The organism is Massilia sp. YIM B02769, from assembly GCF_030411995.1.
Taxonomy (GTDB): Bacteria; Pseudomonadota; Gammaproteobacteria; order Burkholderiales; family Burkholderiaceae_D; genus Telluria.
In genome coordinates this window covers 1-24,710 of record NZ_JASNRC010000004.1, presented here as the reverse complement: position 1 = coordinate 24,710, position 24,710 = coordinate 1, and the positions used below count along the sequence as shown (strand labels likewise).

The 24,710-nt window shown below is 67.5% G+C and carries 21 protein-coding genes; 9 read left to right on the top strand and 12 right to left on the bottom strand.

What is annotated here, in order from left to right; all coding sequences use genetic code 11:
- Positions 1-2,202, top strand: coding sequence for an aldehyde oxidoreductase molybdenum-binding subunit PaoC (paoC, locus tag QPK31_RS07405; RefSeq protein ID WP_290422309.1), 2,202 nt, complete (start codon positions 1-3; stop codon positions 2,200-2,202).
- Positions 2,203-2,372: 170 nt separating this feature from the next.
- Here the strand turns inward: paoC and QPK31_RS07400 are convergent, their stop codons facing one another.
- The 3 genes from QPK31_RS07400 to QPK31_RS07390 all read right to left on the bottom strand — a co-directional run bounded on the left by QPK31_RS07400 (position 2,373) and on the right by QPK31_RS07390 (position 5,938).
- Positions 2,373-2,600 (bottom strand): hypothetical protein, encoded by a 228-nt coding sequence (locus QPK31_RS07400; protein ID WP_290422308.1) that lies wholly within the window; start codon positions 2,598-2,600, stop codon positions 2,373-2,375.
- Between the two features lie 18 nt (positions 2,601-2,618).
- The gene (locus QPK31_RS07395; protein ID WP_290422307.1) at positions 2,619-4,808 is read right to left on the bottom strand and encodes an ATP-binding protein; all 2,190 of its coding nucleotides are present in this window, start codon (positions 4,806-4,808) and stop codon (positions 2,619-2,621) included.
- Positions 4,809-4,930: 122 nt separating this feature from the next.
- Positions 4,931-5,938 (bottom strand): S41 family peptidase, encoded by a 1,008-nt coding sequence (locus tag QPK31_RS07390; protein ID WP_290422306.1) that lies wholly within the window; start codon positions 5,936-5,938, stop codon positions 4,931-4,933.
- 158 nt (positions 5,939-6,096) lie between these two features.
- On the opposite strand from QPK31_RS07390, the gene QPK31_RS07385 reads away from it, so the two are divergent.
- Entirely contained in the window at positions 6,097-7,872 is a 1,776-nt protein-coding gene (locus QPK31_RS07385; protein ID WP_290422305.1) for an alkaline phosphatase, read from the top strand.
- 72 nt (positions 7,873-7,944) lie between these two features.
- Here QPK31_RS07385 and QPK31_RS07380 read toward each other — a convergent pair whose 3' ends face one another.
- The 4 genes from QPK31_RS07380 to QPK31_RS07365 all read right to left on the bottom strand — a co-directional run bounded on the left by QPK31_RS07380 (position 7,945) and on the right by QPK31_RS07365 (position 12,062).
- Positions 7,945-8,103, bottom strand: coding sequence for a hypothetical protein (locus QPK31_RS07380; RefSeq protein WP_290422304.1), 159 nt, complete (start codon positions 8,101-8,103; stop codon positions 7,945-7,947).
- Entirely contained in the window at positions 8,100-8,924 is an 825-nt protein-coding gene (locus QPK31_RS07375) for an acyl-CoA thioesterase II (protein ID WP_290422303.1), read from the bottom strand. Before QPK31_RS07375 ends, QPK31_RS07380 begins: the two co-directional genes overlap by 4 nt.
- Positions 8,925-9,049: 125 nt before the next feature.
- Positions 9,050-10,366 (bottom strand): dicarboxylate/amino acid:cation symporter, encoded by a 1,317-nt coding sequence (locus QPK31_RS07370; protein ID WP_290422302.1) that lies wholly within the window; start codon positions 10,364-10,366, stop codon positions 9,050-9,052.
- A gap of 406 nt (positions 10,367-10,772) precedes the next feature.
- Positions 10,773-12,062, bottom strand: a complete 1,290-nt coding sequence (locus QPK31_RS07365; RefSeq protein ID WP_290422301.1) for an amidohydrolase family protein — start codon at positions 12,060-12,062, stop codon at positions 10,773-10,775.
- Positions 12,063-12,188: 126 nt separating this feature from the next.
- On the opposite strand from QPK31_RS07365, the gene QPK31_RS07360 reads away from it, so the two are divergent.
- The gene (locus QPK31_RS07360; protein WP_290422300.1) at positions 12,189-13,700 is read left to right on the top strand and encodes a tetratricopeptide repeat protein; all 1,512 of its coding nucleotides are present in this window, start codon (positions 12,189-12,191) and stop codon (positions 13,698-13,700) included.
- 81 nt (positions 13,701-13,781) lie between these two features.
- Here the strand turns inward: QPK31_RS07360 and QPK31_RS07355 are convergent, their stop codons facing one another.
- From QPK31_RS07355 to QPK31_RS07335, 5 genes are all read right to left on the bottom strand, one after another.
- Positions 13,782-15,191 (bottom strand): MFS transporter, encoded by a 1,410-nt coding sequence (locus QPK31_RS07355; protein ID WP_290422299.1) that lies wholly within the window; start codon positions 15,189-15,191, stop codon positions 13,782-13,784.
- Positions 15,192-15,210: 19 nt separating this feature from the next.
- Positions 15,211-15,927, bottom strand: coding sequence for an SDR family oxidoreductase (locus QPK31_RS07350; protein ID WP_290422298.1), 717 nt, complete (start codon positions 15,925-15,927; stop codon positions 15,211-15,213).
- A 130-nt stretch (positions 15,928-16,057) separates the two neighbouring features.
- On the bottom strand, positions 16,058-16,645 hold the full coding sequence (locus QPK31_RS07345; RefSeq protein WP_290422297.1) for a TetR/AcrR family transcriptional regulator: 588 nt from the start codon (positions 16,643-16,645) through the stop codon (positions 16,058-16,060).
- Between the two features lie 98 nt (positions 16,646-16,743).
- Positions 16,744-17,382: a CatA-like O-acetyltransferase gene (locus tag QPK31_RS07340; protein WP_290422296.1), complete on the bottom strand. Its 639-nt coding sequence runs from the start codon at positions 17,380-17,382 to the stop codon at positions 16,744-16,746.
- Between the two features lie 230 nt (positions 17,383-17,612).
- Positions 17,613-18,395, bottom strand: a complete 783-nt coding sequence (locus QPK31_RS07335; protein WP_290422606.1) for a 3-hydroxybutyrate dehydrogenase — start codon at positions 18,393-18,395, stop codon at positions 17,613-17,615.
- A gap of 158 nt (positions 18,396-18,553) precedes the next feature.
- Between QPK31_RS07335 and QPK31_RS07330 the strand changes: the two genes are divergently transcribed.
- From QPK31_RS07330 to QPK31_RS07305, 6 genes are all read left to right on the top strand, one after another.
- Positions 18,554-19,432: an alpha/beta fold hydrolase gene (locus QPK31_RS07330; protein ID WP_290422295.1), complete on the top strand. Its 879-nt coding sequence runs from the start codon at positions 18,554-18,556 to the stop codon at positions 19,430-19,432.
- Positions 19,433-19,474: 42 nt separating this feature from the next.
- A complete protein-coding gene (locus QPK31_RS07325; protein ID WP_290422294.1) occupies positions 19,475-19,825 on the top strand; it encodes a RidA family protein in 351 nt (116 codons plus the stop codon).
- A 3-nt stretch (positions 19,826-19,828) separates the two neighbouring features.
- A complete protein-coding gene (locus QPK31_RS07320; RefSeq protein ID WP_290422293.1) occupies positions 19,829-22,066 on the top strand; it encodes a bifunctional (p)ppGpp synthetase/guanosine-3',5'-bis(diphosphate) 3'-pyrophosphohydrolase in 2,238 nt (745 codons plus the stop codon).
- Between the two features lie 120 nt (positions 22,067-22,186).
- Positions 22,187-23,050 (top strand): ABC transporter permease, encoded by an 864-nt coding sequence (locus tag QPK31_RS07315; protein ID WP_290422292.1) that lies wholly within the window; start codon positions 22,187-22,189, stop codon positions 23,048-23,050.
- Positions 23,051-23,059: 9 nt separating this feature from the next.
- A complete protein-coding gene (locus tag QPK31_RS07310) occupies positions 23,060-23,989 on the top strand; it encodes an MlaD family protein (protein WP_290422291.1) in 930 nt (309 codons plus the stop codon).
- Entirely contained in the window at positions 23,986-24,618 is a 633-nt protein-coding gene (locus QPK31_RS07305) for a hypothetical protein (protein ID WP_290422290.1), read from the top strand. The genes QPK31_RS07310 and QPK31_RS07305 overlap by 4 nt, the downstream gene beginning before the upstream one ends.
- Positions 24,619-24,710 lie beyond the last annotated feature (92 nt).

Sequence of the window (24,710 nt, the reverse complement as noted above, 5' to 3'; positions counted from 1 at the left end):
ATGAAATTCGATACCCCCGCCACCACCAACCCGATCGACCAGTTGAAGGTGGTCGGCAAACCCGTGGACCGCATCGACGGCCCCCTGAAAACCACCGGTACCGCGCGCTACGCCTACGAGCAGCACGAGGCCGCGCCGAACGCCGCTTACGGCTACGTAGTCGGCGCCACGATTGCCAAGGGCCGCATCGCCTCGATGGAGCTCGATGCCGCGCGCCGCTCGCCGGGCGTGATCGCCATCGTCACCGCACAGAACGCCGGCAAGCTGGAGAAGGGCGACTACAACACGGCGAAACTGCTGGCCGGTCCGGACGTGCAGCACTACCACCAGGCCGTGGCCGTGGTGGTGGCCGAGACCTTCGAGCAGGCGCGCGCCGCCGCCCATCTGGTGAAGGTGAACTACACCGAGCAGAAGGGCGAATACAACCTGGAAAAGGCCAAGGGCAAGGCGCAACTGCCGAAGAAGGAAGACAAGCCGGAATCGAAGTTCGGCAACTTCGACAGCGGTTACGCCAACGCGCCGGTGAAGCTCGACGCCGAGTACACCACGCCCGACCAGTCGCACGCGATGATGGAGCCGCATGCCTCGATCGCGTCCTGGGACAACGGCAAGCTGACCTTGTGGACTTCGAACCAGATGATCCACTGGGGCACCAAGGACATGGCCAAGACCCTCGGCATCCCGGTCGAGAACGTGCGCCTGATCTCGCCCTTCATCGGCGGCGGCTTCGGCGGCAAGCTGTTCCTGCGTTCGGAAGCGCTGCTGGCGGCGCTGGGCGCGCGCGAAGCCAGGCGTCCGGTGAAGGTGAACCTGCAGCGCGCGCTGATGTTCAACAACACCACGCACCGCCCGGCCACCATCCAGCGCATCCGCATCGGCGCCACCCGCGAAGGCCGCATCACGGCGATCTCGCACGAAAGCTGGTCGGGCGACCTGCCGGGCGGCCAGCCGGAAACGGCGGTCCAGCAAACGCGCCTGCTGTACGCCGGCGCGCACCGCCTGACGCGCCTGAAGCTGGCCGTGCTCGACCTGCCGGAAGGGAACGCGATGCGTGCGCCGGGCGAGGCGCCGGGCATGATGGCGCTGGAAATCGCCATCGACGAGATGGCCGAAAAGCTGAAGATGGACCCGGTGATGTTCAGGGTGATCAACGACACCACCAGCGACCCGGAAAAGCCGGGCCGCAAGTTCTCGCAGCGCCGCTTCGTCGAGTGCATGCGCCAGGGCGCCGAGCGCTTCGGCTGGAACAAGCGCCAGGCGCAGCCGGGCAAGGTGCGCGACGGCCGCTGGCTGGTGGGCATGGGCGTGGCCTCGGCCTTCCGCAACAACATGGTCATGAAATCGGCGGCGCGCGTGAAACTCGATAAAAACGGCATCGTCACCGTGGAAACCGACATGACCGATATCGGCACCGGCAGCTACACCATCATCGCCCAGACGGCGGCCGAGATGATGGGCGTGCCGCTGTCGAACGTGGTGGTCAAGCTGGGCGACTCGACCTTCCCGGTGTCCTCGGGTTCGGGCGGGCAGTGGGGCGGCAACAGCTCGACCGCCGGCGTGTACGCGGCCTGCGTCAAGCTGCGCGAAGCCGTGGCGGCGAAGCTGGGGCTGGATGCGGCGACGGCCGAATTCGCGGACGGTAGCGTGCGTGCCGGTGGCCGCTCCATGTTGCTGCGCCAGGCCGCCGACGCCGGCGAGCTGGTGGGCGAAGACACCATGGAGTATGGCGACCTGGACAAGAAATTCCAGCAGTCGACCTTCGGCGCGCACTTCGTGGAAGTCGGCGTCGATGTCGCCACCTGCGAGGTGCGCGTGCGGCGCATGCTGGCCGTGTGCGCGGCGGGCCGTATCCTGAACCCGAAGTCGGCGCGCAGCCAGGTGATCGGCGCGATGACCATGGGCGTCGGTGCGGCGCTGATGGAAGACCTGGTGGTCGACAAGCGGCGCGGCTTCTTCGTGAACCACGACCTGGCCGGCTACGAGGTGCCGGTGCACGCCGACATCCCGCACCAGGAAGTCGTGTTCCTCGACGAGACCGACCCGATTTCCTCGCCGATGAAGGCCAAGGGTGTGGGCGAGCTGGGGATATGCGGCGTGGCGGCGGCGGTGGCGAATGCCATCTACAACGCCACCGGCGTGCGGGTCCGGGATTACCCGGTGACGCTGGATAAGCTGATGAGCAAGATGACGCTCAGCGCGTGAGCGGGGCGCGCCGGCGCGGTATGGCCGGCGTGGATGAACGCGTGCAGGGGAACCGGTGCATCCAACGTAGGGTGGGCGCCCTGTGCCCACGCGTAACGTTCGCATGGTGTTGGCCAGGCAAAGTAGGCCAACAATGCGCATCGTTCACGCGTGGGCACGGGGCGCCCACCCTACTTCTTCTGAATCCGGTTGTGCACGTCGTTGATCATCATCATCGCCGCCGACCCATACAACTTGTGGTACTCCGCCACCATCTCCCTCTGCACGATCACCGGATCGGTCGCCACCAGCTCCCGCGCCTCCTCGATCTCGGGCGTGGCGAACACGAAGATCCCGCGCCGGCCTTCCTTGCCGTCGAGCGATCCGGCCAGCACTGGCTTCTTCTCCTCGACGTCCACGCAAGCCTGCAGCGCACCTCACGCGGCCGCCAGCAGATTCACCAGCGTCTTCCAGTCCACCGGCTTGGTCAAGTGGTGGTCGATCCCGTTCGTGTGCGAGCGCGCACGGTCCACCTGCTGGCCCCAGCCGGTGAGCGCGACGATCTTCATTCCCGTGTGTTGCCCACCCTCCCGCACCCGGTGCGCCACCGTGTACCCATCCATGCCAGGCATGCCGATGTCGAGCACCATCGCATCGAAGCCGTCCGGTCCCGACGCTTCCAGCGCCGCCAGCGCCGCCAGGCCGTCGTAGCGCACCTCGACCGTGGCCCCGGCGGTCTTCAGCAGCAGGCACAGCGAATCGGCCGCGTCGCGGTTGTCGTCCACCACCAGCACGCGCCGCCCGGCCAGCACGGCGGCCGCGGGCGCGGCCTCGCCCGGTCCGGCTGGCGCAGCGCCTTGCGCGCGCAGGGGCAGGCGCACCACGAACTCGCTGCCCATGCCGCTGCCGGCACTCTGCGCTTCGACGGTGCCGCCGTGCAGATGCACCAGGTTGCGCACCATGGTCAGCCCGATCCCGAGTCCGCCCTGGTGCCGGTCGGACGGCGCGTGGGCCTGCGCGAACATCTCGAACAAATGGGGCAGGGCGGCGGCGTCGATGCCGGTGCCGTTGTCGCGTACGCTCACCACGGCCATGTCGCCGTCGCGGTGGGCGCCCAGCCAGATACGGCCGCCGCGGTCGGTGTACTTGGCTGCGTTGTTCAGCAAATTCGCGAACACCTGGGTCAGGCGCACCTTGTCGGCCTGCAGCATCAGGGGTTCAAGCGGCAGCGACACCGTGAACGCGTGGCGGGCGCCGTCGATGGCCGGCTGGCTGGTCTCGATGGCGGCGGCCAGGATGTCGGCCAGGTCCACCGCCGTCTTGCTCAGGCCGATCTTGCCGCGTGTGATGCGCGAGACGTCCATCAGGTCGTTCACCAGGCGCACCATCTGGCGCACCTGGCGCTCGATCATCTCGACCATGCGGTCGGCCGCGCGCCGGCCGTCGGGGTGGCGCAGCAGGTGCACGGCATTGCTGATCGGCGCCAGCGGGTTGCGCAGCTCGTGCGCCAGCGTGGCCAGGAACTCGTCCTTGCGGCGGTCGGCCTCCTTCAATGCATCCTCGGTCTGGACCGTGGCGCTGATGTCGATGCAGATGCCGACATGGCCGCGAAAGCCGCCGTCGGCGCCGAACCAGGGCGCGCCGTGCGCATCGAAGGGGTGCCAGCCATCGTCGCCCACGCGGATGCGCACGCGGCGCTGCCAGGGCGCCTGCTCGCGCAGCGCGGCGCGCACCGTTTCGAGGTAGGCTGGCAGGTCGTCCGGATGCAGCACCGCGTGCCAGCCGTGGCCGAGCAGCTGCTCCTGCAGCAGGCCGACCACGTCGAGGAAACGCTGGTTGAAGTAGACCGCGCGGCCGGCTTCGTCGGCCTGCCAGATCAGCGCCGGCGAGGCGTCGGCCAGGGCACGGAAGCGCGCCTCGCTCTCGCGCTGCGCGGCCTCGACCTGGCGCCGCCCCTCGGCTTCCTGCTGCAGGCGCGCGTTGGCTTCGGTCAGCAGGCGGGTGCGCTCCTCCACCCGCTCTTCCAGCGCGCGCCGGTTTTCGTGGGCATCGGCCAGGGCGGCGCCGATCCGGTAGGCCGAGGCGGCATGGGTCGCCAGGCTCTCCAGCACGCGCGCATCCTCGGCATCGAAATGGCGCTCGGGCGTGTGCGCGATCGCCCATACGGTGCCGACCGCTTCGGAGTCGGCGTTCCAGGGGGCGAGCAGGCTTTCGTGCAGCCGGGGCGTTGCGCCGGCCAGTTCGGGGAAGCAGCGCTCGACGCCGTCGAACAGCTGCACCGCGGCGCGCGCCACCACCACGCCGCAAGGGCTGCGCTCGCGCGGCAGGGTGCTGCCGAGCTGCACGGCGAAGGGTCCGACGACGGCGTGCCAGCGGAACTCGCCGTGCTCGCCGCCGGGTTCGAGGATGCTGATGCCGGCCGAATCGGCGCGCAGCAGCTCGACCACCAGTTCGGCGAGCGTTTGCAGCACGCGGTGCGGCTGGTTGGCCATCTCGAGCGCCAGCGCCGTGAGCGCGCGGTTTTCGGACGCAAAGTCCGGGGCGCGGGCGGGGCGCCGCGCCAGCTCGCCGGTGATCAGCACGTCGTCGAGACATGCCAGGGTACCGGAAGACTGCTCGCTGACCATGGGGCCTCCTGCCGGGACAGGTGCACGCTGCCGGAATGCCGACAGAATTGAAAAAGCTTACACCAAGGTGGAAGGGGCTACCAGCCGGCGCACGATAGGACGCGCCGGGCCCGTGCGCCGCTTCAGGGCGCGCTTTTGGCGAGGTCGGCCCTGGCGCGCGCCAGCGCAACGTCCAGCGCTTCCCCGGCCGGCGCCTTGATGTCGGGCAGCACGCCGCTGCGGTCCCAGTCGCTTTTCGTGACCGCGTGGATGATGCGACGGCTGGCGACCATCGGCACCAGGTGGCTGCTGACCGGCTTGCCGTAGGAGCCATGCGCCGCGCCGACGGTGCGCTCGCCGACCACGGTGGCGCGGCCCAGTTGTTGCAGCGTGTAGGCCAGGTTCTCGGCGGCCGAGATGGTGCCGGCGCTCGTCAGGATGTAGACCGGCTTCCTGCCGCCGAAGCGGGCGCCGGTCAGCGCCGGCGCGGTCCAGGCTTCGCTGCGGGTGCCGAGGCGGCGGTCGAGCGTGTCGTAGAGATGGACCGGCTGCTCGTCGAACAGGTAGCTGGCCAGCACCGGGATGAGCTGGGCCGCGCCGCCGCCGTTCTCGCGCAGGTCGAGGATGAGGGCGTCGGCGTCGGCCAGGTCGCTCATCAGCGCGTGCACGAAGGGCGCGGCCTCGGCGGGCGGATAAAAGCTGTCGAAGCGGACCAGGGCGATGTTGCCGTCCAGGTGTTGCGGCGCGGCGAAGTCGTAGTTGGCGGCTTTGGCCCGGGCGCGCCGGGCCGCGGCGCGTTTGCGCACCGTGGCTGGATCGGCCGGCGGCGGCGCGGCCAGCTGGTCTTCCTCGAGGTAGGCGACCTCGGTGTGCTTGTCGTGGCTGATGTCGTCGATGTGCTTGCTCAGCAGCGCGGCCAGGTCGCGCGAGGCGCTGACGTGGTCGTACTCGCCGCGCGCGCGCCGGGCAAGCAAATCGCGCGCGATGGCACTGCCGACCTCGGGGAAGATGTAGGTCTGCTCGAAGGCGCTGGCGATGTCGGCGATGACCTGGTTGCGCTGCTGGGGTGTCAGGGGCGCTTCCGGTGCGGCCTGGACGAGCGCGGAGACCAGCAACAAGGCAGAGGCAGCAAGTTTGATGAATGTCGACATGCTTTTGTGTGGAATTGGTCGTTGCCATATATTAGCAATGGATTGTTCCATTGTCTATGCATCGCCTGGCGCGCGGTACGCGGCAAACGATTGCGTATTTGTCACGATTGCGACACATGGCGTCAGTAGACTCACGGCATTCAACGAACGGAGGTGTCATGGATCGTCGTGGCTTTATCAGGAGCGCAGCCTATTTCACAGTAGCCGGCGCGGGCGTACTCGTGTCGGCATGCGGCGGTTCCGATTCGTCGCCGCAAGGTATGTACGCGTTCGGCCTCGGTGTCGCCAGCGGCGACCCGAAGGACAGCAGCATCGTGTTCTGGACCCGCTGCGCCCCGATCTCGGGTAGCGCGCCGGTCGACCTGCGCCTCGAAGTGGCGCTCGATGCGACCTTCAGCCGTCCGGTGGCCCTGGTCGACCTGCAGGCCGTGGCGGCGTATGACTTCACGGTGCGCGCCAAGGTGACCGGGCTGGCGCCGTCCACCGCCTACTTCTACCGTTTCATCGCCGGCAGCGACACCAGCCCGGCGGGCCAGGCCCGCACCGCGCCCGCCGCCGCCAGCGCGCCGGCGCAGCTGCGCTTTGCCTGGATGACCTGCCAGGACTGGAGCGTCAACCATTGGGGCGCGATGGAACTGATGGCGAAGGAAGAACTGGACTTCATCGTCCATCTCGGCGACTACATCTACGAAACCGTCGGCGCCGCCTTCCAGGCCGGCGCCGCCGAGCCGGCCCACGGCAAGATCACGCTGCCGAACGGCGTGGCGATGGGCGGCGCCGCGCTGCATGCGAACACGGTCGACGACTACCGCACGCTCTACCGTACCTACCGTGGCGACCCGCGCCTGCAGGAGCTGCACCGCAAGTGGCCGATGGTCGTGATCTGGGACGACCACGAATTCTCTGACGACTGCTGGCAAGACCACCAGACCTACAGCAACGCCAACGTCCAGCAGACCGCACGCCGCCGCGCCGCCAACCAGGCCTGGGCCGAGTACATGCCGGTCGACTGGGGCGACGTTTCCTTCGACCTGAACAAGGCGTCCTACGACAACATCCGCATCTACCGCGACTTCCGGTTCGGCAGCTTGCTGCACCTGGTGATGACCGACCAGCGCCTGTACCGCGACGACCACATCGTCGGCGAGGCGGCGTATGCGCAGATGATGGGGAACGACCCGGTGAACGGCAGCGATTCGATCGGCAGCCGCTACTTCGTGCCGCAGCCGCTGCTGCAGCAGTTCGAAGCGGCCGCCACGCAAGCGCGCGGCCGGGCGCCGAGTATCCTCGGCGCCACGCAGACCCAGTGGTGGAAGGACACCATGAAGGGCTCGACGGCGACCTGGAAGGTGTGGGGCAACGAAGTCACGCTGAACCGCATGTGGCTCGACATGCGCACCCAGGCGCCGGCGCCGTTCAACCAGCTCTACATCGTCAACGCCGACGGCTGGGACGGCTATCCGGCCCACCGCGCCGAGCTGCTCGGCTACCTGCGCAGCCAGAACGTGGCCAACGTGGTGGCGATCACGGGCGACCTGCACGCCTTCCAGTGCGGCGTCGTCTACGACAATGCCGACCCGGCCACGGGCAAGGCGGTGGCGGTGGATTTCGTCAGCGCCGGTATCAGCTCGTCCTCGTTCTACCAGTACCTGCGCGCCGGCTCGGCCGGCACGCCGCTGGCGCCGCTGGTGGCCACGCCGCAGACCTTCGACGGCGTGCTGCGCCTGAACAACCCGGCCTTTGCCTATGTCGACCACAACGCCCAGGGCTATGCGGTGGCAACGGTGACGGCGGCGGCGTTCACGGTGGTCTTCAACAAGGTGCAGCCGTTGAATGCGGACGGCAGCAAGCCGGCGGCGCCGCTGGCGAAGCGTACGCGCATCACGGTGCGCGCGGGCACGAACGCGCCGGTGGTCGAGGACAACGTGGCTTGATGGGATGAGGAGGGCGGCGCAGGCACACGCGGCGCCCGGCCAACACCAGGCAGGCCGCGTCGCCAGCCTGATTCAGCGCGCGCCGTCCTTGAGCGTGCGCCGCAGCCTGGCCACGATGTCGTTGAACGCGGGCGCCTGCGCTTCGAGCTGGATCCCGCCCTGCCGGTCGTCATGCGTGATCCAGAAGCTGGCGCCGTCGATGTCGATCGCCACGAGGTCGAACTGCTTCATTCCTTGAAATACACCACTTGGTGGCTGGTGGCCAGCAGCTCGCCGCGCTCGTTCCACATCTCGGCGCTCTGGTCGAAGAAGCCGTTGCCGAAGCGCTGCGCGCGCGCCACGCCGAGCAGCGGCGCGCTGCCTTGCGCTGCCAGCTGCTGCGCGTCGGCGTGGAGGAAGGTGGTCAGGGCCACGGTTCCGATCGGCACCCACTTCGGGCGGCGCACGAAGATGCGCGGATAGAAGGCGTCGCACAGGGCGGCCAGCGACAGGTAGTCGAGCGGGCGCTCGGGCGTGTCGCGGATCCACATGGTCGACTGCGAGCTGTCGCTGGGCGTGTCCGGGGCGCCGGGCGCGCCGTCGATGAAGCGCATCTCGTAGCGGCCGGTCCAGGCGGCGCGGGCAATGTGCGGAGCAGGCGCGATGCTGCCGGCCGGCGGCACCTTGGGGAAGCTGGCGTCGAGGGTGGCCCAGGTTTCGCGCCGCACCGCGGTGACCGCCGTGGCAAAGGCGGCCACTTCCCCGTTCTGGATCAATTCCACATGCCAGTGCTGGGTCGTGCGATTGGTGCGCATCACACGCGTCCGGACCGTGAAACCGCCGTCGGCGATCGGGGCGGCGAAGTGGACGGTCTGCGAGACCGGTTCGCCCAGCAGATCGGGGTGGCGCATGACCGCGTTCAGCAAAGTGGCGGCGATGATGCCGCCGAAGGGACCGACCATGTTGCCGTAGGCGGGATGGGTCTGGCCTTGCGTCTCGTTGTCGCCGATGCTTGCCAGGGCGATGGCGGCGTCGAAGTCGTGCGCCGCCGCGGAAGTGCTGTCCCTGCTCATGTCCGTGTCCCTTTGCTGTTGTGTCATGCAAGCGATCTTAGCATCAGGCGGTGCGGTTTGCCTGGGCCGGGCAGGGACGAAAAAAAACCGCGCACGAGGCGCGGTTTCCTGGGAGCCGAAGGCGATTACGCTACCTTCTGGATCACCGGGGTGCCGACCACTGGGTCGATGGTCTCGGCCGGTTCGACGTAGGTGCCGTTCAGGACGGCGTTCATGCGGTCGTGGTCGAGTTCCTTCTCCCACTTCGACACCACCACCGAGGCCACGCCGTTGCCCACAAAATTGGTGAGGGCGCGGCATTCGCTCATGAAGCGGTCGATACCGAGGATCAGCGCCATGCCGGCCACCGGGATGGTCGGGACCACGGCCAGGGTTGCGGCCAGGGTGATGAAGCCGGCGCCGGTGATGCCCGATGCGCCTTTCGAGGTCAGCATCGCCACGGCGAGGATGGTCAGTTCCTGGGTGAGCGTGAGGTCGGTGTTGGTTGCCTGGGCAACGAACAGGGCGGCCATGGTCATGTAGATGTTGGTGCCGTCCAGGTTGAACGAGTAACCGGTCGGGACCACCAGGCCCACCACCGACTTCGAGCAGCCCAGCTTTTCCAGCTTGCGCATCAGGGCCGGCAGGGCCGATTCCGACGAGCTGGTGCCGAGCACGATCAGCAGTTCTTCCTTGATGTAGGAAATGAACTTGAAGATCGAGAAGCCGGTCATCTTGGCGATGGTGCCCAGCACGATGACGACGAACAGGAAGCAGGTCAGGTAGAACGAACCCATCAGCTTTGCCAGCGGGACCAGCGAGGCCAGGCCGTATTTGCCGATGGTGAAGGCCATTGCGCCGAACGCGCCGATCGGAGCGAGCTTCATGACGATGTTCACCACGCCGAAGATGACGTGCGAGAAGTCGTCGATGATCTTGGTCATCGGACGGCCGCGCTCACCCAGCATCGACAGGGCCACGCCGAACAGGATCGCGATCAGCAGCACCTGCAGGATGTCGCCCTTGGCGAAGGCATCCACGAAGGTGTTCGGGATGATGTTCATGAGAAAATCGACCGTGCTCTGGTGCGAGGCCTTCTCGGTGTACTGGGCGATCGCCTTGGTATCGAGGTGGGCGACGTCGACGTTGAAGCCGGCGCCCGGCTTGGCGATGTTCGCCACCAGCAGGCCGATCACCAGCGCGAAGGTCGACACGACCTCGAAGTAGAGCAGGGCCTTGCCGCCGACGCGGCCGACCTTCTTCATGTCCTGCATGCCGGCGATACCCGCCACCACGGTGCAGAAGATGACCGGTGCGATGATCATCTTGATCAGTTTGATGAAGCCGTCTCCCAAAGGCTTCATCTTCTCGCCGAGCTCGGGATGGAACACGCCCAGCAGGACGCCCAGCACGATGGCGAAGAGGACCTGTACGTACAGGATTTTATAGAATGGCTTTTTCATGACAACTCTTCTCGAGAGGTTGATGGTGATCGCATCATCACAAAATCTCTCGCGGGTGCATATTGTGGATATCCGCAGGTCCGTGAATGACCGTCATATGGTTTCTTGATGTCCGTATTGATGGCGGATATCAATAAAACGGATGACTGACGGTGGTGCATGCATGCACCGATGTAGGGTGGGTACTCGTACCCACCACGCGTACCGGTGCGCATTGGCCACGCAAATGGTGGGTTCGAGAACCCACCCTACCGATGTTCGTAGGGTGGGCTCCCGAGCCCACGCGGTACAGCGCATGCATGTTGAAACGCCAACCCGGAGGGTCGCGGACGTCGCCGGTTTCTTTCATCGGTAGGATTGGCATGGGTACGACCGCGTGGACACAGGTGTCCACCCTACAACCCCGTTACGGCTTGCGGTAGACTTTCCCGCCTTTCATGACGAAACCCACCTTGCGCAGGGCCGCGATATCCGCCGTCGGATCGCCCTCGACCGCCACCACGTCCGCCAACGCGCCCGGCGCCAGGCGCCCCAGGTCCTTGCCCTTGCCAAGGATATCGCCCGCCACCGCGGTCGCCGCGCGCAGCGCCTCCGTCGGCGTCATCCCCAGCCGCACCATCCATTCCAGTTCGCGCGCATTGGTCCCGTGCGTGAACACGCCGACGTCGCTGCCATTCCCGATCACGACCCCGACCTTGCGCGCCAGGGCAAAGGCCCGTGCCGCCTCCTTCATCGACGGCGTCGGCTCGCCGCCGCGCACATGCTTCTGGAAGTATTCGCCGATCGCCTCCGGCGCCGTGAGCGTCGGGATGTACGCGGTGCCGCGCTCCTTCATCAGGCGGAAGGTGGCCTCGCTGGCGCCATAGCCATGCTCGATCGTGTCGACCCCGGCCAGCACCGCCATGCGGATCGCCTCGTCGGTGCTGGCGTGGGCCGCCACCTTGCGCGCGGTGACGTGGGCGGCGGCCACCATCGCCTTCATCTCTTCCATCGTAAAGGTCGGACGGCTGGTGCCGTCGACGCCGGTGCGGTAGTCGGCATAGAACTTGATCCAGTCGGCGCCGTGCGCGGCCTGCTCGCGCACCGCCCTGGTCACCTCGTCGACGCCGGTGGCCGGCTGGGCGCCATAGGGGATCTCCATGTCCGGGCGGTAGCTGCGCTCGGCCGGGCCGTAGCTGAAACTGGCCACGATCGCCTTGGTGGCGATCAGCAGGCGCGGGCCGTCGACCACGCCCCCTTCGATGGCGCGTTTGACGGCGACGTCGGCGTAGTTGGCGCCTTCGGTGCCGAGGTCGCGCAGGGTGGTGAAGCCAGCCTGCAGCGTCTCCTTTGCGTGCTTGCCTGCGAGGAGGGTGCGGTACTCCACCTGTTCCTTGATCACCTGGTCGTCCCAGGTGGTTTCGTTATACGGATGCAGCAGCACGTGCGAGTGCAGGTCGATCAGGCCCGGGATCAGGGTCTTGCCGGGCAGGGCGATGCGCTCGGCGTCGGCCGGGACGGCGATCTTCTGGAGCGGGCCGACTTCCTTGATGCGGCCATCGCCCACCAGTACCGCCCAGCCGGTTCTAGCCTGGCCGTCGCCGGTCCAGACGCGGTCGGCAGTGAGCAAGAGGGTGCGCGGTTCGGCCGCCTGGGCGGCGGATACGGCGAGTAAGGTGAGGGTGGTGACGGCGAGTTTGCGGGTCCAGCGGCGCATGGCGGGTCTCTTATTGTTGTGAAGATGGAATGATAGCGGACTGCCTGGCGACGTGACAGGCCTTCCGGTATCCTTGCGCCGATCCACATTCGAAAGGCAGGCATGACACAGGCAGGAAAGGGCGACATGACGCAGCTGTTGCAGCAGGCCGTCGCACATCACCAGGCAGGCCGGCTGGCGCAGGCGCAGGCCTTGTACCGCGAGGTGCTGGCCGCCGTGCCGAAGCAGTTCGACGCCCTGCACCTGCTCGGCGTGATTGCGCGCCAGCAGGGCGATGCGGCGCAGGCCGTCGACCTGATCGTGCAGGCCATCGCCATCAATCCGGCCCAGGCCGCGCCCCACTGCAACCTCGGGGCAGCCTTGCAAGACCTGGGCCGCAGCGCCGAGGCGCTGGCCAGCTACGACCAGGCGCTGCGCCTGAATCCATCGTACGCGATGGCCTTCGCCAACCGCGGCAACGCGCTGCGCAAGCTGGGGCGCGCGCAGGAAGCAATCGACAGCTACGACCGCGCGCTGGCGCTGCGCTCGCCGTATCCGGAAGCGGCCTGCAACCGCGCGGCGGCACTGCTCGACCTCGGCCAGCCGCAGGCCGCGCTGGAGAGCGCCGAGCGCGCACTGGCCGGCCAGCCGCGCTATGCGCAGGCGCTGTGCGTGCGCGCGAATGCCTTGTATTTGCTGCGCCGCCTGCGCGATGCGGTCGATGCCTACGACCACGCGCTGGCGGTCGACCCGAATATGGCCGAGGCCCATGCCGGCCGTGGCATGGCGCTGCACAAGCTGCGCCGCTTCGACGAGGCGCTGCGCAGCTACGACCGGGCGCTGGCGCTACGGCCCGGCCATGCGGCCACGCACGAGCATCGCGCGGCGACGCTGGTGGCCCTGGAGCGCAAGCCGGACGCCATCGACGCCTACGCGTCCGCGCGCCGGATCCTCGGCGAGCATGGCGTCGATACAGGCCAGGTCGACTTCGCGCTTGCCGCGCTTGGTGTGGGCGGCACGCCGGAACGCGCGCCGCAGGATTACGTGAAGGCGCTGTTCGACCAGTATGCCGGTCACTTCGACCAGCACCTGACCGGGGTGCTGGACTACCGCACGCCGGCGGCCATCGATGCCGCCTTGCGCCAGGCGCAGGTGTCTATCAGTGGCGATGTGCTCGACCTGGGCTGTGGCACCGGGCTGTGCGCGCCTTATCTGAAGCCGGGCGCACGCTCGCTGGTGGGCGTCGATCTGTCGGAGCGGATGCTGGACAAGGCGCGCGAGACAGGGCGATACGACCGCCTGGCCTGCGCCGACATCGTCGCCTTCCTGGCGCAGGAGAGCGATGGCGTCGACCTGGTCGTGGCGGCCGACGTGTTCGTGTACTTCGGCGACCTGGCCGCCGTGTTCGGTGAAGTGAAGCGGGTGCTGCAGCCAGGCGGCGCGTTCTGCTTTTCCACCGAAACCTGCGCGGGCGAGGACTTCGTGCTGCAGGCGTCGAACCGCTATGCGCATTCGGCCGGTTACCTGCGCCGGCTGGCGGAGGCGCATGGCTTCCGGGTCACGTTGCTGGAATCGTCGCCGCTGCGCAGCGAGAATGGCGTGCCCATCATCGGCCAGGTTGCGGTTCTGCGTGGGATGGGCGGCGGCGTCTCGTCTTGATCGGTGGGGACGAGTCCCCACCCTACATTGCAGGGTGGGTTCTCGAACCCACCATCCGCATACGGCGAGGCACCGCCAGGCTCATTCACCTGTTTTGCGCGTATTCACGCCGAGGCACAAGCCACATGTGAGCAGCGCCAGTGTCACGTGCAAGGCATACAAGGGCACGAAATCCGCCCGCGTCAGCGTCGCCGATCCCACCAGCACCACGGCAATCGCCACCCCCAGCGCCCCGCCCAGCTGGCGCGTCGCCTGGTTCACCGCGCTGCCCACCGCATACTGCGCCGGCGGCAACCTGGCCACGGCCGCACCCGCCAGCGACGGCAGCACCATGCCGACACCCGTCCCGCTGAGCAGCACCGCCGGCAGCCATTGCGTCAGGTAATGCGGTTCGCTCCCCACCATCGTCAACAGCCACAAACTGCTGCACGCATACACCAGCGCGCCCGGCACCAGCACGCGCCGGTGTCCGTAGCGCGCGGCGATGCGCCCGGCGATGATCGCTGTCGGCACCACGGTCAGCGGCCCCGGCGTCACCGCCAGGCCGGCGGCGGGCAGGCTGTAGTGCCAGACCTTGGTGAGATAGGCGAAGTAGGAGAAGAACATCAGCGCGAACGCGGTGCCGAAGGCGAGCGTCGCCAGGTTCACCAGGCTGTAGCTGCGGTTCGCAAACAGCGCCAGGTCCACCAGCGGCGCGCTGGCCGTGCGCGCCCAGATGACAAAGGCGCCCAGTCCCACGACGCCGCTCAGGGCCAGCACCGCCAGCTCGACCCGGCTCCAGTGCGGCGACTCGGACTGCGTGATCGCCATCGCAAACGCGCCCACCGCCAGGATCAGGAGCAGCATGCCAACCACGTCCACCCGCTGCCGGCTTGCAACGGCACCGGCTTCTTGCAGCCGCGCCGCGCCGAACCACAGGGACAAGGCGCCCAGCGGCAGGTTCAGGTAAAACGCCGCCGGCCAGCCGAAGTGTTCGATGACGGTCGTGCCCAGGCTCGGCCCCACGGCCGCCGCCAGGCCGCCGACGGCGCCCCACAGGCTGACGGCAACGGCGCGCTTCTCCTTCGGAAAAGCGTCGAGGATGATCGACAGCGAGGCCGGCGTCAGCAGCGCCGCGCCGAGCGCCTGCGCCACGCGCGCCGCGATCAGAAAGGCCACGCTGTCGGCCATGCCACAGGCGGCGGACGCGGCGAGGAAGATCGTTACGCCGCCGAGGAACACGCGCTTGCGGCCGTGCGTATCGGCCAGGCCGCCGGCCGGCACCAGCATGGCGGCGTAGACGATGGTGTAGGCGTTCAGCACCCAGGACATGTCGGCCGGCGTGGCGCTCGGGAAGCTGCGCCCGAGCGGGCCGAAGGCGGCGTACAGCAGGGTGGCGTCGAGCGAGACCAGGAAGACGGCGATGCTAGCGATCCAGAAGATGGGCCAGGGAGAGGCGCTGGCTGCGGCGCCGGCGGCCAGCGGGGACGGGGCGATGGAGGGAGTGGTCATGGTGGTGGCCCGAAAAGGATCAGCGTGCAGAATCGGGAGAGATGCCGATGTAGATGCCGGGTTCGTTCGACAGGCCGCGCTTGATCCCCTGCGTCCATTCGTCGACCGCGATTTCGCTGGCGCCGGCTTCCAGCGCCGCATAGGCCCGCTCGACCACGAAATCCGGCGCCAGCTTCGGTGCGTCGAAGCCCTTGGTCAGGTCGGTGTCGATGAAGCCGACGTGCAGGCCGAGCACTTGCGTGTCCTGCGCACGCAGTTCGTTGCGCAGGCCGTTGGTCATGCTCCAGGCGGCGGCTTTCGACACCGCATACCCGGCCAGCACCGGCGCGCTGAGCCAGCTCGATACCGACAGCACGTTCAGCAGCGCGCCGCCGCCGTTCCTGGCCAGCACCGGGGCAAAGGCCTGGCTGACGCGCAGCATGCCGTAGACATTGGTCTCCATCATGCGCTGGGTGGCCTCGATGCTGCCGACGTCGAGCAGGCCGCCGGTGGTGGCGATGCCGGCGTTGTTGATGACCAGGGTGACGTCTCCGCAGTCGGCAGCGGCGACCGCAAGCTGCGAGGGATTGTTGACGTCGAGCGCGATCGGCACGACGCCGGGCAGGGCAATGCTGCCCGGGTCGCGCGCGGCGGCATAGACCTTGCGTGCGCCCGCTGCCAAAGCAGCACGCGCAAAGGCGAGACCGAGGCCACGGTTGGCGCCGGTGATGAAGACGGTGGCATCTGCGAGTTTCATGGCGTTCCTCTTTCAGGTTAAGAAAATATGACGCTCATCATATTTGAAGGCGAAATGTAGGGTGGGTACTTGTACCCACCATGCGTATCCAGTGCTTGTCGCATGTAGATGGTGGGTTCGAGAACCCACCCTACGGAGACGCCTTGTCGTACTGCGCCAGCAAGGCCTCGCGTGACGCTTGCAGCAGCGGACCGGCGCCGTCGCCGAGCGCGCGCGCCAACTGCAGGGTGCCGACCAGGGTGCTGGCAATCACCTGCGCCTGCGCCTCAGATGCGCTTGGCGGCAGCGCCTGGCGCACGATGCCGATCAGCCCCAGCACGCGGCGGCGCGAAGCGGCCAGCACGTCTTCCTGCTGGCGGCTCATCTCGGACCCGAGAGCGGCAACCGGGCAGCCACGTTCGGCCGCTGCCACATGCTCTTCGCTCAGGTAGCCGTCGACCAGGGCGCGCAAGGGGCTGATGCCGGCTTCGCGCGCCAGTTCCAGGCGCCGCGCCAGCACCCTGGCGCTGCCGGCCCCGGCATGGTCGAGCGCGGCGGCGAGCAGGGCGTCGCGCGACTTGAAGTGGGCGTAGAAGCCGCCGTGAGTGAGGCCGGCTTCTTTCATCACCTCGGCCACGCCGACACCGGCATAGCCGTGACGGCGCACGGCGCGGGCGGCCGCGTCGAGGATGCGCTGGTGGGAAAGCTCGCGCCGGGTTTGCTTGGCTTCGGAGTTCATGACGGCTGAAACAAAATATGATGGACTTCATATTATGATCATCATATTTCCGCGTCAAGCAGAATCTGTGCGCCGCGCGCTGGCATCGCCTCGGCAGGCTAGACCATGAAACCTTCCAGCTCGGCTGCGATCCGCTGCGCCAGCTGGTGGATGTGGTAGCCGTCGACGAAGCCGTGGTGGGCCTGCACCGAGAACGGCAGCGCCAGGCGGCCGTTCGGGCCATCCTTGAACTTGCCCCAGGCCAGCGAGGGAATGTCGGGCGCGCCGAGACTGGCGGCCGGATGCTGGATGGACGTGAAATCGAGCCACGGTATGCAGGTGATGAAGACCTGGTCCTTTGCCTGGCGCGGCGACAGGCCGGCGTAGGCGTTGTTCAACGCCAGCATGGCGCCAGCCTCGTCGCGCGCGGCCACGCTGCGCCGTACGAACTCGCGCAGGTCGTCGGACCAGTCGAACAGGGCGAAATTCAGGTCGTGGTGCTGGTTGGTGACCGTGAACGAGGGCATTAAACGGTCGATCTCGATGACCTCGCCCTCGAACACGCGGTAGCGGAAGTTCGGAATCGCCAGCACCGAGCGCAGCACGGCGCACAGCAGCACGTGGAAGGGCGGCAGGCCCTGCGCCTTGCACCAGGGCCGGAAGTCCGGCAGGTCCATCGTGAAGCAGAGGTTGACCGCGGGGCTGTCCATGCGGTCGAAGAGGTCGAAGCGGTCGCGCCGCCGTTCAAAGTGCTGCATGCTGGTTCTGCTGTGGTATCGAAGGGCAGAATTGTCGCATACGGGATTGCTTTTCGTAGGGTGGACAGCTGTGTCCACGCGGGATCATCACATGCACGAGGGCGGCACAAATCGGGATGGCGATGCGTGCATCCCGGTTTCGTTTTCGTTCGCCGATGGTCATTCGATGAGACCGCGTGGGCACGTAATTGATGCCCCCGGCATCAATTACCCCAACCCTACGAAACTGCTTACTGCGCGGCCCAGCCCCCATCCATGTTCCACGCCACGCCGCGCACCTGCGCCCCGGCCGGCGAGCAGAAGAACACCGCCAGCGCACCCAGTTCGTCCGGCGTGACGAATTCGCCCGAAGGCTGCTTCTCCGCCAGCAGCGCGCGCTTCGCCTCGTCGTTCGACACGCTTTCGCGTGCGGCGCGGTCGTCGACCTGCTTCTGCACCAGCGGCGTCAGCACCCAGCCCGGGCAGATCGCGTTGCAGGTCACGCCGGTCTGCGCGGTTTCCAGCGCGGTCACCTTGGTGAAGCCGACCAGCCCGTGCTTGGCCGCGACATACGCCGATTTCTGCGCCGAGCCGACAAGGCCGTGCACCGAGGCCAGGTTCACGATGCGGCCCCAGTTCTTCTGCTTCATGCCGGGCAGGGCCAGGCGCGTGGTGTGGAAGGCCGAGGTCAGGTTGATGGCGATGATGGCGTCCCATTTCTCGACCGGGAAGTCCTCGACCGGCGCCACATGCTGGATGCCCGCATTGTTGACCAGGATGTCGACGCCGCCGAATTTGACGGATGCAAACTGCATCATCGCCTCGATCTGCTCGGGCTTCGACATGTCGGCGTTGTGGTAGGCGGTCTGCACCCCGAATTCCTGGCCGACGTCGGTGTACAGCTTTTCGATCTGCTGGGCGTCGCCGAAGCCGTTGAAGACGATGTTCGCGCCCTGTTCGGCCAGCGCACGGGCGATGCCGAGGCCGATGCCCGAGGTGGAGCCGGTGACGAGTGCCGTTTTACCGCTTAACATCTTTATGCTGGTGCTTGCGCTTTTGCTGAGACTCATGCTGCCCTCTTTAAAGTGGTGTTCAAGGTGCCTGCTCGGAATTGGTAGAATTCTAATCGCACTGCCAGCTAAAATGTCGGTTGCGGCTGAACAGGCAGACAATATTGCATCATGGAGGCGGGATGAGCGAAGCGAGGATCAAACATGTGCAGTGCAGCTCGCGGGCTGGCCTGCACCGCATCGCCTACAAGGAGTGGGGCGACCCGGCCAACCCGCGCGTGCTGGTCTGCGTGCATGGCGTGACGCGCGTGGCCGACGACTTCGACGCCCTGGCGCGCGACTTGTCGGACACCTACCGCGTGGTCTGCCCCGACGTGGCCGGGCGCGGCCGGTCCGACCACCTGCGCGACCCGCAGCTGTATGCGGTGCCCCAGTACGTGGCCGACATGGTGACGCTGATCGCGCGCGTGACGGCAGAGAGCGAAGACAGCCGGGTCGACTGGTTCGGCACCTCGATGGGCGGCCTGATCGGCATGGTGCTGGCTTCGTTGCCGGAGACGCCGATCGCCAAGCTGGTGCTGAACGACATCGGCCCGGTGCTCGACGAAGCCGCGATGCGCCGCATCGCCGACTACATCGGCCAGGACCTGCGCTTCCCGGACTTCGACGCCGGCGCACGCTTCGTGCGGGAAGTGTCGAGCTCGTTCGGCCCGCACACCGATGACGAATGGCGCAAGCTGGCGCACGACGTGCTGCGCCAGGCGCCGAACGGCGAGTGGGTGCGCCACTACGACCTGGCGCTGGCCGAGCCGTTCAAGGCCGTCACCGCCGCGCGCGCCGAAATGGGCCAGGCGGCCTTGTGGCGCGCATTCGATGCGATCCGTTGCCCGACGCTGCTGGTGCGCGGCGAACTGTCCGACCTGCTGTCGCACGCGACGGCGCAGGAAATGACGACGCGCGGCCCGCGTCCGCGCCTGGTCGAGTTCCCTGGCGTCGGCCACGCGCCCACCTTCGTGCACGCCGACCAGATCGCGCTTGCACGCGCATTTTTACTGGGCTGAGGTTCATCCGACCGAAGCCCCACGTTCTAGAAAGAGAAGAAGATGGAAATCACCCGTTACCACGTTGGCAAACGCCTCTCCGAAACCGCTGTCCACAACGGCACCGTGTACCTGGCCGGCCAGATCGCCGAAGACACCACCCAGGACATCGAGGGCCAGACCCGCGAAGTGCTGGGCCACGTCGACCGCCTGCTGACCGAGGCCGGCAGCGACAAGACCTGCATCCTGATGTGCCAGATCTACATCGCCGACATGGCGCACTTCGCCGGCATGAACGCGGTCTACGACGAGTGGGTGGCGCAAGGCCACACGCCGCCACGCGCCACCGTCGAATCGAAGCTCGCCAACCCGGCCTGCCTGGTGGAGATCGTCGTCACCGCCGCGCTGCGCTAAGCGATGGTTTCCACCGCCGCCCTCGGCGACGCCACCACCCAGCTGGTTCAGGGCCTCAGCCCTGAGGAATGCGCACGCGTGCAGCATGCGCTCGACTACGCCGCGGCCGCCTATGGCGAGCGCGCCCTGGCATCGAACCAGAACGCCTTCGAGTTTTCGCTGGGCGTGGCCGGCACGCTGGCCTATTTGCGCAGCGACGTCGAAACCCGCATCGCCGGCCTGCTGTTCGAGCTGGCGATGTTCGAGCCGGCCATCGTCGAGACGCTGGAGCAGCTGTTCGGCAGCGAGGTGGCGACGCTGGTGCGCGGCGTCCAGCAACTGATCCGCCTGCGCGACCTCACCGTGGCGCAGCCGGTGCTCGGGCGCGGCAAGAACGCGGCCCAGGAAGCGGCGGCCCACATCGAAACCCTGCGCAAGATGCTGCTGGCCATGGCCACCGACATGCGCGTGGTGCTGGTGCGCCTGTCGTCCTGCGCCACCATGCTGCGCTGGTTCGCCGAGCAGAAGCGCTTCGACGACACCACCCGCGACTACGGCCGCGAGGTGATGGATTTGTATGCGCCGCTGGCGAACCGCCTCGGCATCTGGCAGCTGAAGTGGGAGCTGGAAGACCTGTCGTTCCGCTTCCTGCAGCCGGATACGTATAAACGCATCGCCAGGATGTTGGAAGAAAAGCGCATGGCGCGCGAAGGCTTCGTGCAGTCCTCGATCGACCGCCTGGAAGGCGAGTTGAAGTCGGCCGGCATCAAGGCCGAGGTGAGCGGGCGGCCGAAGCACATCTACAGCATCTGGAACAAGATGCGCGGCAAGGACCTCGATTTCTCCGAGCTGTACGACGTGCGCGCATTCCGCGTGATCGTGCCGGATGTGAAGACCTGCTACACGGTGCTGGGCCTGGTGCACAACATCTGGACCCCGATCCCGAAGGAGTTCGACGACTACATCTCCCGTCCCAAGCCGAACGGCTACCAGTCGCTGCATACGGTGGTCACGGCCGAGGACGGGCGTCCGCTCGAAGTGCAGATCCGCACCCAGGAGATGCACAACTTCGCCGAGTACGGCATCGCCGCGCACTGGCGCTATAAAGAGTCCGGCGGCTCGACCTTCAAGGGCGAGAAGTACGACGAAAAGATCGCCTGGCTGCGCCAGCTGCTGGCCTGGAAGAGCGACGTCGCCGACGCCGTGGCCGGCGAGGACGTGCAGAAGGAGTGGGTCGAGAAGCTGAAGGCGACCACGCTCGACGACCGCATCTTCGTGCTGACCCCCCAGGCGCGGGTGCTGGAACTGCCGGTCGGCGCCACGCCGATCGACTTCGCCTACCACCTGCACAGCGAAGTCGGCCACCGCTGCCGCGGCGCCAAGATCGACGGCGTGATGGTGCCGCTGAACACACCGCTGCGCAACGGCCAGACCTGCGAGGTCATCACCGCCAAGGGCCCGGCCGGCAGCGCCGGACCGTCGCGCGACTGGCTCAGTCCCGAGTACACGGTCAGCAGCCGCACGCGCTCGAAGATCCGCGCCTGGTTCCACGCGATGGACATGGCCGAGACCCTGGCGCAGGGACGGGCGCTGGTCGAGAAGTCCCTGCAGCGCGAGGGCAAGACGGCGGTGAACCTGGAAGCGCTGGCGCACAAGCTGGGCTTCGCCAAGGTCGACGATCTGTTCATCGCGGTCGGCAAGGAGAAGTTCAGCCTGCGCCACGTGGAAGCGGCGCTGCACGAAGCCGCCGAGCCGCCGCCGCCCGAAGACGCGGCCGTGGTCAACAAGAGCCGCGCTTCGAGCGTGGAGCAGGGTGCGAAATCCGGCGTGCTGGTGGTCGGCACCGAGGGCCTGATGACGATGCTGGCCAAGTGCTGCAAGCCGGCGCCGCCGGACCCGATCGTGGGTTTTGTCACGCGCGGGAAGGGCGTGTCGATTCACCGGCTCTCCTGCAAGAACTTCGCCGAGATGCGCACCAAGGCGCCCGAGCGCGTGATCCAGACCGAGTGGGGTTCGGCCGGCAGCGAGACGGTCTACCCGGTCGATATCTTCATCCTGGCGAGCGACCGCCAGGGCCTGCTGCGCGACATTTCCGAGGTGTTTTCGCGCGAGAAGATCAACGTCACGGGCGTGAACACCCAGTCGACCAAGGGCCAGGCGCGCATGGTGTTCACCGCGGAGATCGGCTCGACCAGCCAGCTGCAAAAGGCCCTGGGCGCGATCCGCGAGGTGCAGAACGTGCACGAGGCGCGGCGCCAATGATGGCCTCGCTGTTCATGGTCGATCGGCTCCGCGCGCCTGATGCATCGTTGGCCGCGACCGTAGGGTGGGCACCCCGTGCCCACGCGGAAGCATGAGCGGCCTGCGGCCGTGCATACGGGCATGCCTGCGGCCCCCGATCTCGCCCCTGCACGCGAAGCGGGGCTTGAGCGCATGATCGTCCGCCGCACCCTCAACCTCGCCACCCGCCCCAGCCTCTGGGGCCTGGCCTTCGCCCGCTACCTGCGCAGCTGGTGGTACATGTTCCATCTCGGCGCCGTGGCGATCGTCACGGCCCTCACGCCCTCGAGCTACAGCCGCGCCAGCCGCCATGCCACCGCCCTCTACATCCACGCCGGCACCTGGAAAGTCCTGCCCTGGTTCACGCTGCTCTCGGCCCTGATCAGCCTCGTCATCATCCGCATCGTGCTGGTGACGGCGCTCAGCTACGGCCTGTCGCGCTACGCCCTGGAGATGGTGGTGCGGGTGCTGGTGCTGGAACTGATTCCCCTGTCGGCCGCGCTATTCACCGCGCTGCGCGCCGGCATGGCCTTCGACGCCTCGGCCCTGGGCCTGGCGCGCGCCGGCCTGCCCACCGACGCCATCAACGCCGAGGCCCTGCGCCGCCTGCGCCGCGACCTGGTGCCGCAATTGTTCGCGAACGCCTTCTCGGTCCTGAGCCTGGCGATGGTCAGCTCCAGCATCGTGCTGCTGCTGGCCTACCTGAACGTCTACGGCCTCTCGCCCTGGGGCTTGCCGGACTACACCCGCACCGTCGGCCGCGTGTTCGAGCCGGTGGTGACCATCGGCTTCGTGCTCAAGACTGTGCTGTTCGGCCTGGCGGTGGCCGTGATCCCGACCGCCGCCATCCTCGAACTGCAGCGCTACCCGCGCCGCCTGGCCTCGAACGTCCAGCCCGGCGCGCTGCGCCTGCTGTTCGTGCTGCTGTTGATCGAAGGCTCCTCGCTTGCCATCAAATACATCTGACCATTCATCATGAACGAACCAATCCAGGACGAACCGGCCCACGTGGAAACCAAGGCGATGATCCTGCTGGCGGTGGTCGCCGCGCTGATCGTCGCCTTTGTCGTGTACGTGATGTACGCGCGCGGCGTGTTCGAGCCGACCCAGAAACTGGTGCTCGAGACCGACAACTCCGAGGGCGTCATCCCCGGCATGGACATGACCTTCGCCGGCTTCCCGATCGGGCGCGTGCGCCTGGTCGACCTGGCGAAAGACGGCAAGGTCAACATCGTGATCGACGTCTCGAAGGAAGACGCCAAATGGCTGCGCACCTCCAGCGTCTTCACCCTGGAGCGCAGCGTGGTGGGCGAGACCCGCATTCGCGCCTTTACCGGCCTGCTGGACGATCCGCCGCTGCCCGACAACTCGGTGCGGCCGGTGCTGCGCGGCGACGTGACGGCCGAGATTCCGGGCCTGGTGGCCACCGCCCGTTCGCTGCTGAACAACCTGGAGAACATGACGGCCGACGGCTCGTCGATGAGCGGCAGCCTGGATAACCTGCAGACGCTGACCGGCCGCCTGTCCGGCAAGTACGGCTTGCTGAGCGGCGCATTGGGCGACGACGAAGCCAGCAAGTTCGTGCAGACCCTGCAGCGCCTGGATACCCTGCTGGCCAAGACCGACCAGCGCCTGTACGGCAAGAAGGGCATGGTCGACGATGCCCAGGCGGCAGTGGTCGAGCTGCAGGGCGTGCTGCAGGATGCGCGCGGCACGCTGAAGAAGGTCGACGCGGTGCTGGTCGAGGCCCAGGCCGTGGGTTCGAATGCGCGCGTGGCCACCGAAGACCTGGGCGCGCTGCGCGGCGAGGTCGACGCCAGCCTGCGCAAGGTGAACCGCCTGGTCGATGAAATCAACCGCAAGTGGCCGTTCGGCCAAGCGAAGCAGGAGATCAAGCTGCCATGAAGATGCCCCTGATCCTGGTTGCTCTGGTGCTGGCCGGCTGCGCCAGCAAACCGGCGCCGCCGAGCTGGCAGGCCGATGCAAAGGACGCGCTCGACGGTTTTACCGATGACTACCTGCGCGGGAATACGGCGGCGGCCAACGCGGAGTTCCTGCGCGCGCGGCGCGAGACCGCCAGTACCGGGCAGCCGGCACTGGTGGCGCAGGTCGAGCTGGTGCGCTGCGCGACGCTGACGGCCAGCCTGGAGTTCGACGGCTGTCCGGGATTTGTTGCGCTGTCGGCCGACGCCACGGCGCAGCAGCGCGCGTACGCGGCCTACATCGCCGGCCGCTGGGAAGGCCTGGATGCGGCGGCGCTGCCGGAGCAGCATCGGCCGGTGGTGGCGAGCGGCTCGCTGGCTGGCCTGGCAGATCCCCTGGCACGCCTGGTCGCGGCGGGCGCCTTGTTCAAAGCAGGGCGCATCACGCCGGCCGATATCGAGTTGGCCGCGAATACGGCCTCGGAGCAAGGCTGGCGCCGGCCGCTGTTGATGTGGCTCGGCGTGCAGGAGCAGCGCGCACAGGCCGCGAACGATACGGCGGCAGTCGAGCGGATTCGCAGGCGACTAGCCCTGGCATCCGGCGTTCGGTGACGTAGGGTGGGCACTCCTGAAGTGACCCCATTTCGTTGGACAGTGAGTTACGCTGCCAAGTGCTGAGTCCTGAATTGTACAGGGCTCAGTCC

Bases quoted from the DNA above. Each gene is read 5' to 3' on its own strand.
- paoC (WP_290422309.1), top strand. From the start codon at position 1: ATGAAATTCGATACCCCCGCCACCACCAACCCGATCGACCAGTTGAAG.
- QPK31_RS07395 (WP_290422307.1), bottom strand. From the start codon at position 4,808: ATGGTCAGCGAGCAGTCTTCCGGTACCCTGGCATGTCTCGACGACGTG.
- QPK31_RS07390 (WP_290422306.1), bottom strand. From the start codon at position 5,938: ATGTCGACATTCATCAAACTTGCTGCCTCTGCCTTGTTGCTGGTCTCC.
- QPK31_RS07385 (WP_290422305.1), top strand. From the start codon at position 6,097: ATGGATCGTCGTGGCTTTATCAGGAGCGCAGCCTATTTCACAGTAGCC.
- QPK31_RS07380 (WP_290422304.1), bottom strand. From the start codon at position 8,103: ATGAAGCAGTTCGACCTCGTGGCGATCGACATCGACGGCGCCAGCTTC.
- QPK31_RS07375 (WP_290422303.1), bottom strand. From the start codon at position 8,924: ATGAGCAGGGACAGCACTTCCGCGGCGGCGCACGACTTCGACGCCGCC.
- QPK31_RS07370 (WP_290422302.1), bottom strand. From the start codon at position 10,366: ATGAAAAAGCCATTCTATAAAATCCTGTACGTACAGGTCCTCTTCGCC.
- QPK31_RS07365 (WP_290422301.1), bottom strand. From the start codon at position 12,062: ATGCGCCGCTGGACCCGCAAACTCGCCGTCACCACCCTCACCTTACTC.
- QPK31_RS07360 (WP_290422300.1), top strand. From the start codon at position 12,189: ATGACGCAGCTGTTGCAGCAGGCCGTCGCACATCACCAGGCAGGCCGG.
- QPK31_RS07355 (WP_290422299.1), bottom strand. From the start codon at position 15,191: ATGACCACTCCCTCCATCGCCCCGTCCCCGCTGGCCGCCGGCGCCGCA.
- QPK31_RS07350 (WP_290422298.1), bottom strand. From the start codon at position 15,927: ATGAAACTCGCAGATGCCACCGTCTTCATCACCGGCGCCAACCGTGGC.
- QPK31_RS07345 (WP_290422297.1), bottom strand. From the start codon at position 16,645: ATGAACTCCGAAGCCAAGCAAACCCGGCGCGAGCTTTCCCACCAGCGC.
- QPK31_RS07340 (WP_290422296.1), bottom strand. From the start codon at position 17,382: ATGCAGCACTTTGAACGGCGGCGCGACCGCTTCGACCTCTTCGACCGC.
- QPK31_RS07335 (WP_290422606.1), bottom strand. From the start codon at position 18,395: ATGTTAAGCGGTAAAACGGCACTCGTCACCGGCTCCACCTCGGGCATC.
- QPK31_RS07330 (WP_290422295.1), top strand. From the start codon at position 18,554: ATGAGCGAAGCGAGGATCAAACATGTGCAGTGCAGCTCGCGGGCTGGC.
- QPK31_RS07325 (WP_290422294.1), top strand. From the start codon at position 19,475: ATGGAAATCACCCGTTACCACGTTGGCAAACGCCTCTCCGAAACCGCT.
- QPK31_RS07320 (WP_290422293.1), top strand. From the start codon at position 19,829: ATGGTTTCCACCGCCGCCCTCGGCGACGCCACCACCCAGCTGGTTCAG.
- QPK31_RS07315 (WP_290422292.1), top strand. From the start codon at position 22,187: ATGCCTGCGGCCCCCGATCTCGCCCCTGCACGCGAAGCGGGGCTTGAG.
- QPK31_RS07310 (WP_290422291.1), top strand. From the start codon at position 23,060: ATGAACGAACCAATCCAGGACGAACCGGCCCACGTGGAAACCAAGGCG.
- QPK31_RS07305 (WP_290422290.1), top strand. From the start codon at position 23,986: ATGAAGATGCCCCTGATCCTGGTTGCTCTGGTGCTGGCCGGCTGCGCC.